The sequence below is a fragment of the Rhodococcus sp. MS13 genome (assembly GCF_013277835.1).
In the GTDB taxonomy this organism is placed as follows: Bacteria; Actinomycetota; Actinomycetes; order Mycobacteriales; family Mycobacteriaceae; genus Rhodococcus_F; species Rhodococcus_F erythropolis.
This window is the reverse complement of the sequence record NZ_VBTL01000009.1, coordinates 50,429-66,453: the sequence shown is the minus strand read 5'-3', so window position 1 is coordinate 66,453 and position 16,025 is coordinate 50,429. Positions and strand designations below refer to the sequence as shown.

General features: G+C 63.3%; 14 protein-coding genes and 1 riboswitch. Of the genes, 8 read left to right on the top strand and 6 right to left on the bottom strand.

Going from position 1 to position 16,025, the window contains the following annotated elements:
• Positions 1–72: 72 nt before the first annotated feature.
• A riboswitch (cyclic di-AMP (ydaO/yuaA leader) is annotated at positions 73–293 on the top strand.
• A gap of 8 nt (positions 294–301) precedes the next feature.
• Positions 302–865, top strand: coding sequence for a transglycosylase family protein (locus FEZ59_RS17735; protein ID WP_019744938.1), 564 nt, complete (start codon positions 302–304; stop codon positions 863–865).
• A gap of 83 nt (positions 866–948) precedes the next feature.
• Here FEZ59_RS17735 and FEZ59_RS17730 read toward each other — a convergent pair whose 3' ends face one another.
• Positions 949–1,137, bottom strand: coding sequence for a hypothetical protein (locus FEZ59_RS17730; protein WP_019744939.1), 189 nt, complete (start codon positions 1,135–1,137; stop codon positions 949–951).
• Positions 1,138–1,197: 60 nt separating this feature from the next.
• Between FEZ59_RS17730 and FEZ59_RS17725 the strand changes: the two genes are divergently transcribed.
• Together FEZ59_RS17725 and FEZ59_RS30280 are read left to right on the top strand one after the other, a co-directional pair.
• Entirely contained in the window at positions 1,198–3,522 is a 2,325-nt protein-coding gene (locus FEZ59_RS17725; protein WP_020908802.1) for a helicase-associated domain-containing protein, read from the top strand.
• An 87-nt stretch (positions 3,523–3,609) separates the two neighbouring features.
• Positions 3,610–3,735, top strand: a complete 126-nt coding sequence (locus tag FEZ59_RS30280; protein ID WP_019744941.1) for a hypothetical protein — start codon at positions 3,610–3,612, stop codon at positions 3,733–3,735.
• A 425-nt stretch (positions 3,736–4,160) separates the two neighbouring features.
• On the opposite strand, the gene FEZ59_RS17720 is transcribed toward FEZ59_RS30280, so the two are convergent.
• A complete protein-coding gene (locus tag FEZ59_RS17720; protein WP_092763021.1) occupies positions 4,161–4,811 on the bottom strand; it encodes a TetR/AcrR family transcriptional regulator in 651 nt (216 codons plus the stop codon).
• Positions 4,812–4,865: 54 nt separating this feature from the next.
• Entirely contained in the window at positions 4,866–5,177 is a 312-nt protein-coding gene (locus FEZ59_RS17715; RefSeq protein WP_060938151.1) for a hypothetical protein, read from the bottom strand.
• A gap of 216 nt (positions 5,178–5,393) precedes the next feature.
• On the opposite strand from FEZ59_RS17715, the gene FEZ59_RS17710 reads away from it, so the two are divergent.
• The 5 genes from FEZ59_RS17710 (at position 5,394) to FEZ59_RS17690 (ending at position 12,420) form a co-directional block, all read left to right on the top strand.
• Positions 5,394–6,587, top strand: coding sequence for an LLM class flavin-dependent oxidoreductase (locus tag FEZ59_RS17710; RefSeq protein ID WP_037120507.1), 1,194 nt, complete (start codon positions 5,394–5,396; stop codon positions 6,585–6,587).
• Entirely contained in the window at positions 6,584–7,663 is a 1,080-nt protein-coding gene (locus FEZ59_RS17705) for an alcohol dehydrogenase catalytic domain-containing protein (RefSeq protein ID WP_172932966.1), read from the top strand. The genes FEZ59_RS17710 and FEZ59_RS17705 overlap by 4 nt, the downstream gene beginning before the upstream one ends.
• A 180-nt stretch (positions 7,664–7,843) precedes the next feature.
• The gene (locus FEZ59_RS17700; RefSeq protein ID WP_134999127.1) at positions 7,844–9,502 is read left to right on the top strand and encodes a DNA repair helicase XPB; all 1,659 of its coding nucleotides are present in this window, start codon (positions 7,844–7,846) and stop codon (positions 9,500–9,502) included.
• Positions 9,503–9,604: 102 nt separating this feature from the next.
• Positions 9,605–11,683, top strand: a complete 2,079-nt coding sequence (locus tag FEZ59_RS17695; protein ID WP_172932965.1) for a peptidase — start codon at positions 9,605–9,607, stop codon at positions 11,681–11,683.
• A gap of 74 nt (positions 11,684–11,757) precedes the next feature.
• A complete protein-coding gene (locus FEZ59_RS17690; protein ID WP_020970500.1) occupies positions 11,758–12,420 on the top strand; it encodes a DUF3239 domain-containing protein in 663 nt (220 codons plus the stop codon).
• Positions 12,421–12,429: 9 nt separating this feature from the next.
• Here the strand turns inward: FEZ59_RS17690 and FEZ59_RS17685 are convergent, their stop codons facing one another.
• Genes FEZ59_RS17685 through FEZ59_RS17675 form a run of 3 tightly spaced genes read right to left on the bottom strand, consistent with a single transcriptional unit; the run spans position 12,430 to position 16,005 of the window.
• On the bottom strand, positions 12,430–13,416 hold the full coding sequence (locus FEZ59_RS17685; RefSeq protein WP_080909102.1) for an LLM class F420-dependent oxidoreductase: 987 nt from the start codon (positions 13,414–13,416) through the stop codon (positions 12,430–12,432).
• A gap of 13 nt (positions 13,417–13,429) precedes the next feature.
• Complete coding sequence (locus tag FEZ59_RS17680; RefSeq protein ID WP_020970502.1) at positions 13,430–14,662, bottom strand: MFS transporter; 1,233 nt, start codon at positions 14,660–14,662, stop codon at positions 13,430–13,432.
• The gene (locus tag FEZ59_RS17675; RefSeq protein ID WP_019744952.1) at positions 14,659–16,005 is read right to left on the bottom strand and encodes an LLM class flavin-dependent oxidoreductase; all 1,347 of its coding nucleotides are present in this window, start codon (positions 16,003–16,005) and stop codon (positions 14,659–14,661) included. Before FEZ59_RS17675 ends, FEZ59_RS17680 begins: the two co-directional genes overlap by 4 nt.
• Positions 16,006–16,025: the final 20 nt, after the last annotated feature.

Below are 16,025 nucleotides of genomic sequence, written 5' to 3'. Positions count from 1 at the left end.
GAGAGACTCGAGCCGTTACCGTCGTTTTCGGCCGGGAAACTCGGCCACCTCCGGCCCGCCGCGCCAAGCCTTGTCCCGCGGGTACCGGACTTCCGACAGAGCATTCCAGGGACGAGGACGGGGGACCCAAAGTCCTCTGTGAGAACAGAAAAGTTCTCCAGTGGACACCGGTTCGATCGCAAGACCGAATCTTGGGGTGAAGCCAGACCCTTTCCAGCCAGGAAAGGCGAGGCCGGGCGACCTCTCAGCCCGAACCCGACAGCTGACCTCGCAGGCGCGTGTGGAGAGGATTTCGACCATCATGAGCGGACGCCATCGCAAGCCCACCACCACCGGTCGCACTGTCGCCAAGGTCGCCGTCACCGGCGCCATCATGGGCGTAGCAGGAATTGCAGCCACCGGAACCGCAAGCGCTGCCCCCGACTCCGACTGGGATCGTCTCGCCCAGTGTGAGGCCGGCGGAAACTGGGCCATCAACACCGGCAACGGTTACCAGGGCGGACTGCAGTTCTCCCCCAGCACGTGGAACGCACACGGCGGCGGACAGTACGCAGCCACCGCAAACCAGGCCACCCGCGAGCAGCAGATCGTTGTTGCCGAGCGTGTTCTCGCAAACCAGGGTTGGGGCGCATGGCCGTCCTGCTCCTCCAGCCTCGGACTGAGCAGCGGCGCCACCGAGCGTTCCGCTCCGGCCACCACGGCTCCTCAGGCAGCTCCGGCTCCGGCACAGCAGGTCGCTCAGACCGTTGCACACCCGGTCGCTGACGCCATCGATCAGGCAATCGCGTTCGCCAAGGCCAACGGCATCCCGGTCGACCCGCAGATCCTCGCAGTCGCCGACACCGCGAAGACGTTCCTCAAGTAACACCGGTAAGACTGTCCGCTCGGACGCTCGAACATCAAGAAGGCCCGCACCGAATCGGTGCGGGCCTTCTTCGTGTCGAGTTGTTATCGGTTGATGACGGTGTGCGGGTGTACGTAAGGAAGTGACTCCACCGGAACCGGAAAGGTGGTGTCCTCGCCGAAGGGTGAAAGTCCACCTGCGCGGGTCGATGACAATTCGGTCACTGCGTGATCTCCGTCTGCAGTTTCCGGCCATCCTGGATCTACATAGTGTTGCTTCGAATTGTTGGCCACGAAGTCATTTTGACAGGACGCCGTTACGCCGTACAGACCAGGTCTCTAATCTGATACCTGATGACCGAAACACGTGGCACCCCGGCGGGCAGTTCCGCAGCCGAAAGTCTGACCGATTGGCTCTCGGCGCGCAGTGACGCCGAGTTGACGGAGTTGCTGCGTCTGCGCCCCGATCTGGCCGTACCGCCGCCGAGCACGATGGTGGTTCTCAGTGGTCGGGCGCAGCAACGCGCGTCGGTCAGCCGAGCGGCGGACGAACTCGACACCCTGGATTTCGGTCTTCTCGAATTGTTGGCACTGGCTGGCGCCGAGGAAACTCCGATGACGCGGGCGGAGCTCAACAGTGCAATCGCCGAACGCGCCCTGACCGGCAAGGGCAAGGTCACCAAGAAGGCCGTCGACAAGTCACTGTCGAAGATGCGTGAGTCCGCCCTCGTCTGGGGTGTCGATCCCATCAGCGTCGTCCCGGCAGTCATCGGGATGATTCCGTGGCGTGTGGGGCGAGCCCTCGAACCTGCCGAGGCGATGACCGAGACCGAGATCTCGGCAGCCCTCGACGCTCTGGACACCCGCGAGCGGGATCTCCTCGAGACTCTCGCCAACTCCAGCCCGATCGGTCGCACCCGCGACGCCGCCCCCGGAACGCCGCCTGAGCGCCCGGTTCAGCGACTGCTGGCGGCCGGCCTGCTGCGGTGGCTCGACGAGCAGACCGTCGAGCTTCCGGCGACGGTTCGTCAGGTCATCCGCGGCGAGCCGGTTTTCGATCCGACGACGCTGACCGCACCCGTCATCGGGGGCGACAAACTCAAACCCGCGGACGTGAACGCCGCAGCGGCCGGCGAGGCGCTCGAGTTGGTACGCCAATGCGAGAGCGTGATCGCTGTTCTGGGCGCAGCACCGGCCCCAGCACTGCGAGCAGGTGGACTCGGTGTTCGAGAACTACGACGCGTGGCCAAGACGGCCGATCTCGACGAAGCGCGAGTGAGCCTGCTCGTCGAATTGCTCTCGGCAGCCGGACTCATCGCCAGTGGAACGCCCGACCCGGCGCCGGTCTCGGACAACGCGGACGAATACTGGACGCCCACACTCGCCGTCGACGGCTGGCTCAACGCGTCCACAGCTCGTCGGTGGGAGGTGCTGGCGTCCGCCTGGGTCGACGTACCGCGAGTTCCGTGGATGATCGGGCTGAGGGATTCCACCGACAAGCCCATCGCGGCGCTGTCCGAGGAAGGCCGGGCCCCGGCGGCTCCGCGCGATCGCCAGGCCATTCTGGGGCTACTCTCCGAACTCGACAGTGGCCAGACTGCATCGGCCGTCGAGGTAAGTCGACTACTGGCGTGGCGACGCCCGCGATGGAGCGGGCGCCTACGGACGTTCGCAATCGAGCGGACTCTGGACGAGGCCGCGGCCCTCGGGCTGGTGGCCCGCGGCGCGTTGTCGTCACCTGGACGAGCTTTGCTGCACGGCGGGGACGCCGAAGCCGAAATGCAGTCCGCGCTACCCGAGCCCATCGACTACATCCTGGTCCAGGCAGATCTGACTCTGGTTGCGCCCGGCCCGCTCGTACCGGACCTGCTCGAGCAGGTGAGCCTGGTCGCGGACATCGAGTCGGCAGGATCGGCGTCCATGTACCGCATCAGCGAGGACAGCGTGCGTCGTGCGCTCGACGCCGGTCTGACGGCCACCGAACTGCATGCGATGTTCGCCTCGAAATCGAAGACGCCTGTTCCCCAATCACTTTCGTATCTGATCGACGATGTCGCCCGTCGACACGGGCGACTGCGTGCCGGAGTGGCGGCGTCGTTCATTCGATGTGAGGACGCGTCACTGCTGGCGGAGGTCCTCGCTTCGGCGGTGGCGGAGCCCCTGGCATTGCGCGCCTTGGCTCCCACAGTCGCGATTTCGCAGGCCCCACTGCGCGAGGTCCTGGCCGAGCTGCGCGCAGCCGGATTCGCGCCGGCAGGTGAGGACTCCTCGGGCACGTTGGTCGATCTCCGCCCACGCGGGGCGCGTGTACCGAACCGTCGCAGCCGACCGGCGTCGCGAATGCCCGCGAGCCCGTCGGCGGATCAATTGGCGTCGTTGGTACGGACGATGCGAGCAGGTGACCGCGCTTCCGCCCCGGGCCGTGGTGGTGTCCGGACGGACGGTTCGAGGGAGAACAATGCCGCCACCATCGCGTTACTGGCCACAGCGGCCCGGGACAATTCGAGCGTCAACATCGGCTATGTCGACGCTCAGGGGGTAGCGACTCATCGCATCGTCGACCCCGTCAGCGTGGGTGGCGGACAGCTGGACGCCTTCGACCCGGCAAGTGGTGCCGTACGCCGTTTCACGTTGCACCGCATTACTTCCGTCAGCCCCGTCGACTCCGGAAAAAAGTAGCAGAAAAGAAGCAACTGGCTTTTTTCTGTAAATGAAGTATGGTCGAGGTCAGTTTGTGATTGCCACTTCGAAAAATGAGGAGCGACAATGGCTGACAAGGCGCCGGGAAAGAACATGAAGAAACCCGCTCAGTCGATCAAGGAACGCCGCGCGGAAAAGCGGGCGAAAACTACGGAGTCTTCCGAGTTCATTCGTAAGCGGAAGCGGAGCTGACAGCACAGTCCAGAGGAAGACGAGCTGACTGCGAAGCTGACCAATGCCTGCCTCCACCGACACCCTCGTGCACCTGCACGAAACATTCAACCTGTTCAAGTCACGTAGTCGAGGAACTGATGCACGCTCGCGCGGCTACGCAGCGGGCATGACCCTGGCATCACTGTGTGTCCTCGACGAACACGCTCGGCAATCCGGAATACTTCTTTCGGATTTACCGCAGAAAGAGAATCAACCATCGTGAAAAGAACAATCCACACCCTGGACCGTATTCAAACGAGACTCGAATCGGAGCTTGATTCCACTCCGGGTGATTCCGAAAAGAATATCGGTTATAGATCCGGAATTTCCGAAGCTATTACTCATGTAATGGAAATGCGGAAGTCAGTGGTCGCACAGAAATAGGAGGCGCATCAATTAGGCGCTCATCCCAATAACTGTCGCACTCCACCCACCAGAAAGACGACCTGGTCCTCGTAGAAGTCGGCAAGTCGCTCCGGCGCGAGCGGCTTGCTGCTTCCGCTCCAATCGTCCGCCCGGCTCAACGCCTGGAGGAAGCCCATCAAGGCAACCGCCCAGCGAGTCTCGAGCCTTTCGGGATCGGTAGCAGGAAAGGTACGACGGACCTGGTCGAGAAGATGATCACGAAGGTGCAGCTCGGTCGCCTCGAGGGCTGGATGGCCCGGTCGTGACATCTGCGGCTGCGAAATCTGCGTGACAATTCTGATCCATCGCATTCCCCGCGTGCGATGGCGAAGAAGCAGTGTCTTGTATGGCGCCGTGACGGCCCGCACCAACGCTTCGACCGTCGGCGGCTCCTTGTCCGCGGCTAGGGCGTCCACGTTCGCGCTGATCTGATCTCGCACCGACGTTCCCATGTCCAACAGCACCGCGGCGACCAGATCCTCCTTGGTGCCGAAATGGTAGTGGACGGACGACGGTCCGAGACCGGCCGCCGCGTTGACCGCGCGCAGCGAAACTGCATCCAATCCCTCTGTCGCGAAAAGCCGTTCAGCAGTTTTGAGCAAACGCAGACGTGTCACGTCGCCTTGACGGTTCTGCCGGGAGTCGGTCATACGAACGAGCTTCGCACGGGCTCGCCGAACTTCTCCGAAGCGCTGACCGCGGAGTCAGAGTGATTCACGGTGTGCTCGCACCCTGTTGTCGCGATCGACCCAGCCGTGGGCGCGCGCGTAGTCCACCATCGCGGAGAACTTCTGCTTCCACTGCGCGTTTCCGACCTGGGCCGCGACGGCTTGTTCCAGGTGAGCAATGTCGAGCCAGACATGATCGTCCTCGAGTTCCCCCCACGGTTCCAATGCCCGACTCAGAGTCGCGGATTGATCGTCGCCGCCTACGACGACCGAGAGACTGGTGAAGTCGTCGACCCCGTTCAGTTCGACGGTCGAGGAGGTGGGGGTGATTGTGACGTCCAGTCGCATGACCTCTTCAACGCTCCTTCTCAAAATACCTGGTTCAGTTGATCGACTTGAAACAACCTTAGACGACATTACTGCGCCAGATAGCGTTGAGCTACAAGTGATTACAAACCTCCCACTGTGCGGGAGGCTCAACTTATTGGATCAGTTGATCCATGTTAGACATCTCCATCAGAGCGAGTGATCCAAATCACTCCCCTGTCGACAGGAGATGTCATCGTGTGGTCCGCATCGTCCATCCGCTTCGGAGCCTTCCTCGCCCCGTACCATCCGCTCGACGCCGATCCCGCCCTGCAACTCAGACGCGACATCGACCTCATGACACACCTGGACCACCTCGGATTCGAAGAAGCGTGGATGGGTGAGCATCATTCGACCGGCGCCGAGATCGTGCCTGCCCCGGACATGTTCATCGCGGCCGCCGCAGAGCGAACCGAGCGCATCCAGTTCGGCACAGGCGTGACGTCCCTGCCCTATCACCACCCGCTGATCACGGCCGACCGCATCACTCAGCTCGATCTGCAGACCCGCGGACGGCTCATCTTCGGCACCGGCCCGGGCAAGATCCCCCTCGATGCACACATGATGGGCATCAACCCGTCGGACCAGCGTCGTCGCCAGGGCGAAGCGCTCGAGGCCATTCTCGCGTTGCTCCGCGGCGAGGTCGTCAACATGGAAACCGACTGGTTCACGTTGCGTGACGCACGCGCACAGCTGCCCACATACCGTGCGGACGGCATCGAGACCGTGACAGCGTCGACGATTTCCCCCAACGGTTCGGTGCTCGCCGGCAAGAACGGGCTCTCCCTGCTCTCACTCGCGGCGAGTTCACCCAGCGGATTCGACGCACTGGATCGCAACTGGGATGTGTACGAGAAGGTCTCGGCCGAGCACGGCCACCACGCCGACCGGGCGACGTGGCGTGTGGTCAATCCGATGTTCATCGCCGAGACCCGAGCCGAGGCCGAGCGCGCCGTGAGCCGACGGATCGGATCGATGGCCTCCTACGTGAATCGACAGACCGGCCAGAACCCGGCCTGGGCAGATACACCTGCCGGAATCATCGACCAGTGGCGCAACGACACGCTCGGCGAGTTCGGTCAGGCGATCATCGGTACGCCCGAAGATGCGATTGCTCAGATCGAGCGTCTGATCGAGAAGACAGGAGGGTTCGGCACGTTCCTGATCCTTCACGTGGACATGGCGAGCTGGGAGGACACCAAACGCAGCTACGAATTGTTCGCCTCCGAGGTGGTCCCGCACTTCCGGAAGCGGAATGTCGGACGTCAGGCGAGCATGCAGTTCGCCGAGGACAACCGCGAATACCTGATCGGCGGGCTGGTCGGAGCGATCACCAAAGCCCATACCGACTACTACGGCCAACCGGCCGAGACGGGAGCCTTGCGCGCATGAGGGCTGTCCGATTCCAACAGGGAGAATTCGCCGTCGCCGAGATGGCCGACGCGCCGCCGTTGGCACCCCATCAGATCCGCATCGACGTCGTCGCCTGCGGAATCTGCGGCAGCGACCTGAGCATGTCGAAGGACCCGTGCCGATTCGTCGAAGTCGCACAGAACGGTGGCTACCCGCTCGCCACCTTCGATCCAGACACACCCGTGGTGCTGGGCCACGAGTACGCGGGTATCGTCGCCGAGACCGGTTCTGCAGTAGACGATTTCATGATCGGTGATCGGGTGGCCGGCATCGGCTTGGCCACCGACACGGCTACCGGGATCCCGACGATCATCGGTTACTCGAACGAATACCACGGTGCGTTCGGCGATCACATCGTTGTCGACGCATTCTGGGTCCGCAAGGTTCCCGACCATCTGTCACTCGAGCACGCCACACTGGCCGAACCTCTACACGTCGGCGAGATGCATCTCCAGCAGTCCGGCCTCACCTCGGCCGATTCAGCGCTCGTCGTCGGTTGCGGGACGATCGGACTGGGTGCCATCGTCGCGGCGAAAGCGAGAGGGGCACAGATCGTCATCGCGTCCGAACCCTCCCCCAAACGCCGCGAGCTCGCCAAGAAGATGGGCGCGGACATCGTCGTCGACCCCTTCACACAGGATCCGATCGAACTGTGGAATCAGATGGTCGCCGAAGGCAACCCGCTCGTGGGCCAGGCCGCGAACGGCATCCTGATCGCCTACGAATGCAGCGGCCGGGCGGGGGTCATCGGCGAACTGATGCGCACCCTGCCGTTCAACTCGCGGATTCAGGTCCTGGCTGCGCCGTTCGGCGACGAGACCATCGTTCCCGTCATCGGGCAGTTCCGAAGGATCTCGATCAACTTCGGTCATGGCCCCTACGAGAACGCGTACGACATCACCCTTGCTCGGTTGGCCGCCGGCGAGATCGACGCCGAAGCGATCATTACCGGCCGTGTCGGGCTCGACGGAGTTTCGGACGCTTTTGCGGCTCTTCGCGCACCCGACGAGCACGTGAAGATCCTCGTCCTGCCCGCTGCAGGTCGTCCGGAATAGCGGTTGGTCCTGCTCTGTTGACGTAGGGGTGCCCGAACTCGGGCACCTCTACTTCTGGCTGTGCGAGCGTCGCCTGTTGGCGTATGCGCTCCGATACCAGGACAATGGCAGGGTTGGCGTCAGCCGACAACGCGGTGCAACGCTCTGTGGCTGCTGCGTTTGTTTCACTAGGAGGCTTCCGTGACCGACGGACCGTTGATCGTCCAATCCGACAAGACGCTGCTGTTGGAGGTCGACCACGAGCGCGCCGGCGATGCCAGGCAGGCAATCGCCCCCTTCGCGGAACTCGAACGCGCCCCCGAGCACGTCCACACGTATCGCATCACTCCCCTGGCCTTGTGGAATGCCCGCGCCGCCGGACACGACGCCGAGCAGGTTGTCGACGCTCTGGTTTCGTTCTCACGATTCGCTGTTCCGCAACCGCTGCTGGTCGACATCGTCGACACGATGGCCAGGTACGGACGCTTGCAGCTGGTCAAGAGCCCGGTGCACGGCCTCATCCTGGTCAGCCTCGACCGGGCAGTCCTCACCGAGGTGATGCGACACAAGAAGATCTCACCGATGCTCGGTGAGAAGGTCGACGACGACACGGTGATCGTCCACCCGAGCGAACGCGGCCGCCTCAAGCAGATGTTGCTCAAGGTGGGCTGGCCGGCCGAGGACCTCGCCGGCTATGTGGACGGCGAAGCGCACCCGATCGATCTCGCTTTCGAAGAGGGCCACTGGGAACTGCGCGACTACCAGCAGATGGCAGCGGATTCGTTCTGGGCCGGCGGCTCGGGCGTCGTCGTGCTGCCATGTGGCGCCGGCAAGACGATGGTGGGCGCAGCAGCCATGGCAAAGGCCAAAGCCACCACACTCATCCTCGTCACCAATACCGTCGCCGGTCGTCAGTGGAAGCGTGAGCTCATCGCCCGCACGTCGTTGACCGAGGAAGAAATCGGCGAATACTCCGGCGAGCGCAAGGAGATTCGGCCGGTCACGATCGCGACCTACCAGGTGATCACGCGTCGTACGAAGGGCGAGTACAAGCATCTCGAACTCTTCGACTCCCGCGACTGGGGACTGGTGATCTACGACGAGGTCCACTTGCTGCCCGCGCCCGTCTTCCGGATGACGGCAGACCTGCAGTCGCGCCGCCGTCTCGGCCTGACCGCAACGCTGGTTCGTGAGGACGGCCGCGAAGGCGACGTCTTCTCGCTCATCGGCCCCAAGCGCTACGACGCTCCGTGGAAGGACATCGAAGCGCAGGGCTGGATCGCGCCGGCTGACTGCATCGAGGTGCGAGTGACGATGACGGACGCCGAGCGCATGTCCTATGCCGTCGCCGAACCGGAGGAGCGCTACAAACTGTGCTCGACGGCGCACACCAAAATTGCTGTCGTGAAGTCGATTCTGGCCAAGCACCCGGATTCACCGACCTTGGTTATCGGTGCGTATCTCGATCAGCTCGACGAACTCGGCGAAGCCCTGAACGCCCCGGTGATCAAGGGATCCACCAAGAACAAGGAACGTGAGATCCTGTTCGATCAGTTCCGCAACGGTGAGATCCAGACGCTGGTGGTGAGCAAGGTCGCGAACTTCTCGATCGACCTTCCGGAGGCGTCTGTCGCCGTGCAGGTTTCGGGAACCTTCGGATCGAGGCAGGAAGAAGCTCAGCGGCTCGGACGACTGTTGCGCCCCAAGCACGACGGCGGTCAGGCCCACTTCTATTCGGTGGTTTCCCGCGACACTCTCGATGCGGAATATGCGGCACATCGTCAGCGATTCCTCGCCGAACAGGGCTACGCCTACCGGATCACCGACGCCGATGACCTGCTCGGACCTGCAATCGGCTGAGCATTTCTGCAACACGTTGCAGAATCAAATGGACATACGTCCAGTTATCTGTAGAGTGTCCCCTGTCACAGTCGTGTCCATCGGCCGGGGGTCACCAGCACCATGCGCTCAGTTCCACGTCTACGGGGTCGGCTCGCCGGAACCATCTCGCTGCTGACTGCCGCCGTCGTCGTCGCCACGACAGGCGTCAGCGCCGCGGCACCGAGTCCTGCCCCTACCGCGCAGAACTCGGTGTACGCACTTGCGAACGGTTGCTTCGCGCTGCGCACCGAGTCTGGTGATTTCGTCCGTCGTGACGGGTCGGCGTACCTCACCGACGTAACGAAAGCCGCAGACGCCGAACCGTTCCGGCTACATGCGGCCCAGTTGGGTCGTTTCATGCTGTACGGCCCGGACGGGTCGATGCTCTCGCACGACGGCGCGGACTCGGTACTCGCCACTTCCGAAGCAACTCCCTCCACCGACTGGACCGTGATGTCCACCGGTGAATCGTTCGTTCTGACCGCGACCTCGAACGGCCGTCAACTGATCTCGCGAGATTTGATGCTCACGATGTCCGATCCCGGTGACGTTCCCGAATCTGCGTTCACGCTGATCCCGCGCGGTGGCTGCGCCGACTTCCCCGAAGCGGAGGTGGGCGCAAACGGCGTTCCAGCAGAAATCGGACCGAACGGTGAAGTCACCGGATTCATCGACACACACGTGCACATGAACGCTTCCGAGTTCATGGGCGGAAACCTGCACTGCGGCCGACCTTTCGACCCTCGGGGCGTCACCGCAGCGCTCGTCGACTGCCCGGACCATCAACCCGACGGGATACCTGCGCTCCTCGAAAACGTTCTGTCGTACGGCAATCCCTTCGAAACTCACGACACCACCGGCTGGCCGAGTTTCGCCGACTGGCCGGCGCACGATTCACTGACACACGAGCAGACGTACTACAAGTGGGTCGAGCGTGCCTGGCGTGGTGGTCTGCGAATCTTCACCAATCTCTTTGTCGCCAACCGTGTGCTGTGCGAGCTGTATCCGAGTAAGCGAAATCCCTGTGACGAGATGGAGACCGTCCGGATCCAGGCGCAGCAGACACGCGAACTCCAGGACTACATCGACGCCCAGTACGGCGGTCCCGGCCGGGGTTGGTTCCGCATCGTGAGCTCCCCTGAACAGGCCAGGCAGGTGGCCGCCGATGGAAAGCTGGCCGTCACCCTCGGGGTGGAGGTGTCCGAACCCTTCGGTTGCTCTGTGCGCAACGGTATTCCGCAGTGCACCGAGGACGACATCGACCGCGGCCTGGACGAGTTGTACGACCTCGGTGTTCGGCAGATGATCGTCACGCACAAGTTCGACAACGCCCTCGGCGGTGCCCGTTTCGACGGCGGCGTCACCGGAGTGGCCGTCAATATCGGCAACTACCTGGGCACCGGGGAGTTCTGGCAGTCGGAACCATGCACCGGCGTTGCCGAGGACAATGTGCTGCCCACCAAGGTCGACGGCGCACAGAATCTTCTCGCGGTACTCCCACCCGGAGTGACGCTTCCGGTGTACCCCTCTGGTCCGCAATGCAATTCGCACGGCCTGACCGACCTCGGCGCATACACGATCCGAGGTTTGATGGACCGAGGGATGATCGTGGACATCGATCACATGAGCGTCAAGACCGCCGAAGAAGCCCTCGGCATTCTCGAAGCAGCGAACTATTCCGGTGTTGTTTCCAGTCACAGCTGGAGCGACCCGAGCCTCTACAAGCGGATCTACGCGCTCGGCGGATTTGTCGCCCTGTACGCCGGGCAACTGGACGCATCGGACGACAAGCCCGAGGAGCGTGGGTTCATCGACCAGTGGCGCGACGCACGGGCAATGCGAAGCGAGAACTACTACTTCGGTTTCGGCTACGGCGCAGACACCAACGGCTTCGGGCCGCAGGCCGCACCGCGCGGTGACGCCGCCGAAAATCCGCTCCAATATCCGTACACCGCCTTCGACGGCACCGTCATGGACCAGCAGCGCGCCGGCACCAGGGTTTTCGACGTGAACACCGACGGCGTTGCCCAGTACGGGATGATTCCCGACTGGATCGCGGACATGCGTATTGCTGCGGGCGCCGACGGCGACACGATCATCGAGGACATGAGCCGTGGCGCCGAGGCTTACCTGCAGATGTGGGAGCGCGCGCGAAACTAGCTACGCTGGTGGACGGCTCCCGGGAGATCGGGGGCCGGTCCTAGATAGTCCGGCACCACCCGAAGGATTTTTTCGTGGCTGACTTCCAGTTCACCGTCGACAAGGCCCACGCCAAGTCGGTCAACGACACACTGGCCGACGTACGCCGCCTGCAGATTTCTGCGGTGATCTTCGCGATCGTCCTCGCCGCGGTCGGAGCCTGGCTGATCAGCATGGGTGAGGTGTGGTCCATCATCATCGGCGCGGTCCTCGCCATCGGTGCGGCCAGTTCACTGTGGGTCGCCTTGTGGGCACCTCGCAAGGTGGGAAGCGTCGAATCTCTGTATGCGGACAACCCACTGGTTCCCGCGATCGTCACCGAGGTTCACCCTCGAGCGGCGACCCTGACGGCACTGATCGACATCGCGAAGCCGGCGGCCGGAGCACCGAAGTACGCGCTCGTCAGCCGCAACGTTCGACTCAATCCGAAGTGGCGAGTCGGCGACCGCATTCCGTCGGTGGCACTGCGTTCGGATCGTTCCACCCGCAGCAAGGCTGACACGTGGCAGATGGTCAGCCCCATGCCGATCGAGTGGGGAACCAAGGACTCGGCAGTGCTGGCACGCGCGATCGCAGCTGTCAGTGCGAGCGAGTGGAACTTCCTGCAGAGCCGGATCCCCGACTCCGAAGAAGTTCGCACCCACCCCGATCGCCGGGTTCTGATCAACCCGGCCGATCTTCCTGACTCCCTGCGCTAGCCCTAACGGTTACGCAAGCGCGGGCAGCACTTCCTTCTCGAACATCTCGATTCCCGACGTGTCGTACGCGGCCTCGGGGAAGTAGAAGATTCCGTACTCGAGTCCCTGCGCCTTGAGCGCCGACAGGTTCTCGATGATCTGCTCGGGTGTACCTACGGCAGGCATTCCGCGGAACGCATCGAGCGACGCATCGGCGGCAGCTTCGCCGACCAACGGCGTCAGTCTGTCCTTCAGTGTCTCCAACCGCTGAGCCACCTCGGATTCCGTCGCGCCGATGGCCACGTTGTAGTTGGCCGAACGGACGATGGCATCGAAATCGGTACCGACGGTGTCGCAGTGCTTCTTCAGGATCTCGGACTTGTGCGCGAAGCCGGCCGGGGTGCCGTCGAAGTTTGTGTACTGCGCGTACTTGGCCGCGATTTTGAGTGTGACCTTCTCGCCGCCACCGGCAACCCAGATGGGAATTCCGCCCTCTTGCAACGGAAGTGGACGGCACAGCGCTCCGTCGACCTGGTAGTACTTGCCGTCGAGCGTCGAGCTGCCGGTCGACCACGCCTGCCGCATGATCTGGATTCCTTCGTCGAGGCGGCCCAGACGCTCACCGGCAGAGGGGAAACCGTAGCCGTACGCGCGCCACTCCTGCTCGTACCAACCGCCGCCGATGCCCATCTCGACGCGTCCACCCGTGATCAGGTCGGTGGTCGCGGCGACCTTGGCGAGGTACGCCGGGTTTCGGTAACTCATGGCGGTACACATCTGGCCCAGTCGGATACGCGAGGTCGACGCACCGAGTGCGGCCATCAACGTCCACGCCTCGTGAGTCGCTTCTTCCGTCGGTTGGGGAACGGTGTGAAAGTGGTCGTAGACCCACACCGACTCCCACGGCCCTGCCTCCGCGCGCAGCGTGAAATCTCGCATCACCTCCCACTGCTTCGCGGGGTCGATGCCGACCAGGTCCAGACGCCAGCCTTGAGGTACGAACAGTCCGAATCGCATGTAGCGAGCCTACCTACAGTTTCCCGACGCGCGACCGGGGTGAAACCCGCGGAGAATAGACCGGAATGAAGCGGAACATCATCGCCGCGCCGGCGAACGAAGTCGCGCCCAGTGCGGCAAATGCCCACCCGAGCGGGAACACCGCGGCGAGAAGACCGATCGCGAGCGGCCCACCGAACATGCCCGTGTCGTGCGTCAATCGCCATGCAGCGAGGAACTCGGCGCGCTCTTCGGGCGGAGCGATATCAGCACCGAGAGTCATGATCACGCCGTTGCCCAGTCCGTTGCCGATCCCCATCACGACAGCGACCACTGTCAATCCCACTGCGCCCGTCGAAAACGGCAACATCAGGTACGACACACCGATCACCGTCAGCGAAGGCACCGCGACCAGCCTGCGTCCGTATCGGTCCATGATGTGTCCGGCCGGATACGAGCACAGCAGGTCCACGGCCGCACCGATTCCGAAGATCACACTCACCTGGGCTGCATCCAACCCGAGGTGCAATGCCCACAATGGAAGAACGGCCTCGCGCGAAGCGCGGGCGGCGCCCATCAGAAGGGAGCCTGTCCCGAGCGTCGACAGAGCGGCACGATGACGGCGAAGGATCTCCGGGAGGGTGACGTGCCCGTGATCGCTGTTGCCCGCCTGCACCTTTCGTGGCGGGTCGGGAACGCGGGCCATCAGCGCCCCGGCGAGCACGACGCCCACCAACTGGACGAGGAATCCTCCGCGCGCTCCCACCAGGAGAATCACGCCGGCACCGATGAGCGGTCCCAGGAAGAAACCCAACCGCCACATCGCGGCGAACGACGACATTGCTCGGGCCCGAAGACCGAGTGGCACGGTCTCGGCGAGGTAGCTCTGCCGCGCAAGGCCCCACACCGCATTCGCCAGTCCGGTCAACAGTGCGCCGATACCGAGCATCCACGGAGTCTGTGCAAGCAGACAGATCACCACTCCTGTTGCACCCAAAGAACTTCCGCCGATGATCGATCTACGCTCACCGAAACGCGACACTATCCGGCCGGCAGGGAGGTCACCGAGTACGGCACCCAAGCCACCGAGCGCAACGATCAGGCCGGCGACGGCGACCGATGCACCCAGGTCGCGCGCGGTGACGGCCATGATGGGGGCAGCCGCACCCTGACCGACCCCGAAGATGGCCGCCGGCACGAAAACCGTTGTGACCAGTGGCTTGAGTCCGGCGATCGCCGGCTGTTCCTTGGGCAGTGTTTCCGTCACGCGCTCACTTCTGCCGCGTCAGCGGCCCGCGAGAACCGGTTCGCCGGACGATCGAGGCCGTAGTGGCCCCGCAGGGTCGATTCGGTGTACTCGGTTCGGAAGAGCCCACGCGCCTGCAGAATCGGCACGACCCGGTCGACGAACACCTCGAGCCCTCCGGGCAGATAGGGCGGCATGATGTTGAAGCCGTCCGCTGCGCCCTTGTCGAACCATTCGGTCAACTCGTCCGCGACCTGCTCCGGTGTCCCGGCAAATGTCCGATGCCCGCGGCCACCGCCGAGTTTGCCGATCAATTCACGGACGGTGAGGTTTTCGCTCTCTGCAAGATCTTTGACGAGCTGGTATCGACTCTTGTTCCCTTGGATGCGATCGATGTCCGGCAACGGTGGCAGCGGGGCATCCAGAGAATGCTCGGTGAGATCGACACCCACCATGTTCGAGAGCTGGCGCAGCGAATACTCCGGAGAGATCAGGTCCGTGAACGACTGCTCCAGAGCCTTCGCTTCTTCTTCCGTATCCGCGATGAAGGGCACGATGCCCGGCAGCACCTTGATCTCGTCGGGACTACGCCCGTACTTGATCAGCCTCGCTTTGAGATCGTTGTAGAAATCCTGCCCCTGCTCGAGGGTTCGTTGAGCGGTGAACACGGCTTCGGCATACCTCGCCGCGAAATCCTTACCGCTCTCGGAGGAACCGGCCTGTACAAGCAGCGGACGTCCCTGTGGAGACCTCGGCGAATTGAGCGGGCCAGCCACCGTGAATCGTTGACCGTCATGGTCGATGCGATGGACACGATCAGGATCGGCGAAGATTCCGGTCTCTTCGTCCAGGACAACTGCCCCCTCTTCCCAGCTGTCCCAGAGTCCGAGCGTCACGTCGAGAAACTCCTCGGCGCGCTCGTAACGACCGCTGTGCGTCGGTACCGCATCGAGGCCGAAGTTCGCGGCCTCGTCGGCGCCGGCCGACGTCACGATGTTCCACCCGCCTCGTCCGCCACTGATGTGATCGAGGGAAGCGAACTTCCTTGCAAGAGTGTACGGATCGCTGTAACTGGTCGACGCGGTTGCAATCAACCCCACCTTCTCGGTGGCCGCAGCGATCGCCGACAGCAAGGTGACGGGTTCGAAGATCGCCTGAGTGTTGTATTTGACCCGCGGGCCGACTGCTAGACCGTCGGCGAAGAACACCGAGTCCAGCTTGCCACGCTCGGCGATTCTCCCCAGTTCCTGGAAGTGCTTGACGTCCAGAAGGTTGGCCGCATTTGTGCGTGGGTGGCGCCACGCCGCCTCATGATGGCCGACGCCCATCAGGAAGGCGTTCAGATGAAATTGTCGTTCGGACATGAGTTCGCAGAATCTTTCCG

Bases quoted from the DNA above. Each gene is read 5' to 3' on its own strand.
- FEZ59_RS17725 (WP_020908802.1), top strand. From the start codon at position 1,198: ATGACCGAAACACGTGGCACCCCGGCGGGCAGTTCCGCAGCCGAAAGT.
- FEZ59_RS30280 (WP_019744941.1), top strand. From the start codon at position 3,610: ATGGCTGACAAGGCGCCGGGAAAGAACATGAAGAAACCCGCTCAGTCG.
- FEZ59_RS17715 (WP_060938151.1), bottom strand. From the start codon at position 5,177: ATGCGACTGGACGTCACAATCACCCCCACCTCCTCGACCGTCGAACTG.
- FEZ59_RS17685 (WP_080909102.1), bottom strand. From the start codon at position 13,416: ATGCGATTCGGACTGTTCGTACCTCAAGGCTGGCGTCTGGACCTGGTC.
- FEZ59_RS17735 (WP_019744938.1), top strand. From the start codon at position 302: ATGAGCGGACGCCATCGCAAGCCCACCACCACCGGTCGCACTGTCGCC.
- FEZ59_RS17720 (WP_092763021.1), bottom strand. From the start codon at position 4,811: ATGACCGACTCCCGGCAGAACCGTCAAGGCGACGTGACACGTCTGCGT.
- FEZ59_RS17675 (WP_019744952.1), bottom strand. From the start codon at position 16,005: ATGTCCGAACGACAATTTCATCTGAACGCCTTCCTGATGGGCGTCGGC.
- FEZ59_RS17695 (WP_172932965.1), top strand. From the start codon at position 9,605: ATGCGCTCAGTTCCACGTCTACGGGGTCGGCTCGCCGGAACCATCTCG.
- FEZ59_RS17705 (WP_172932966.1), top strand. From the start codon at position 6,584: ATGAGGGCTGTCCGATTCCAACAGGGAGAATTCGCCGTCGCCGAGATG.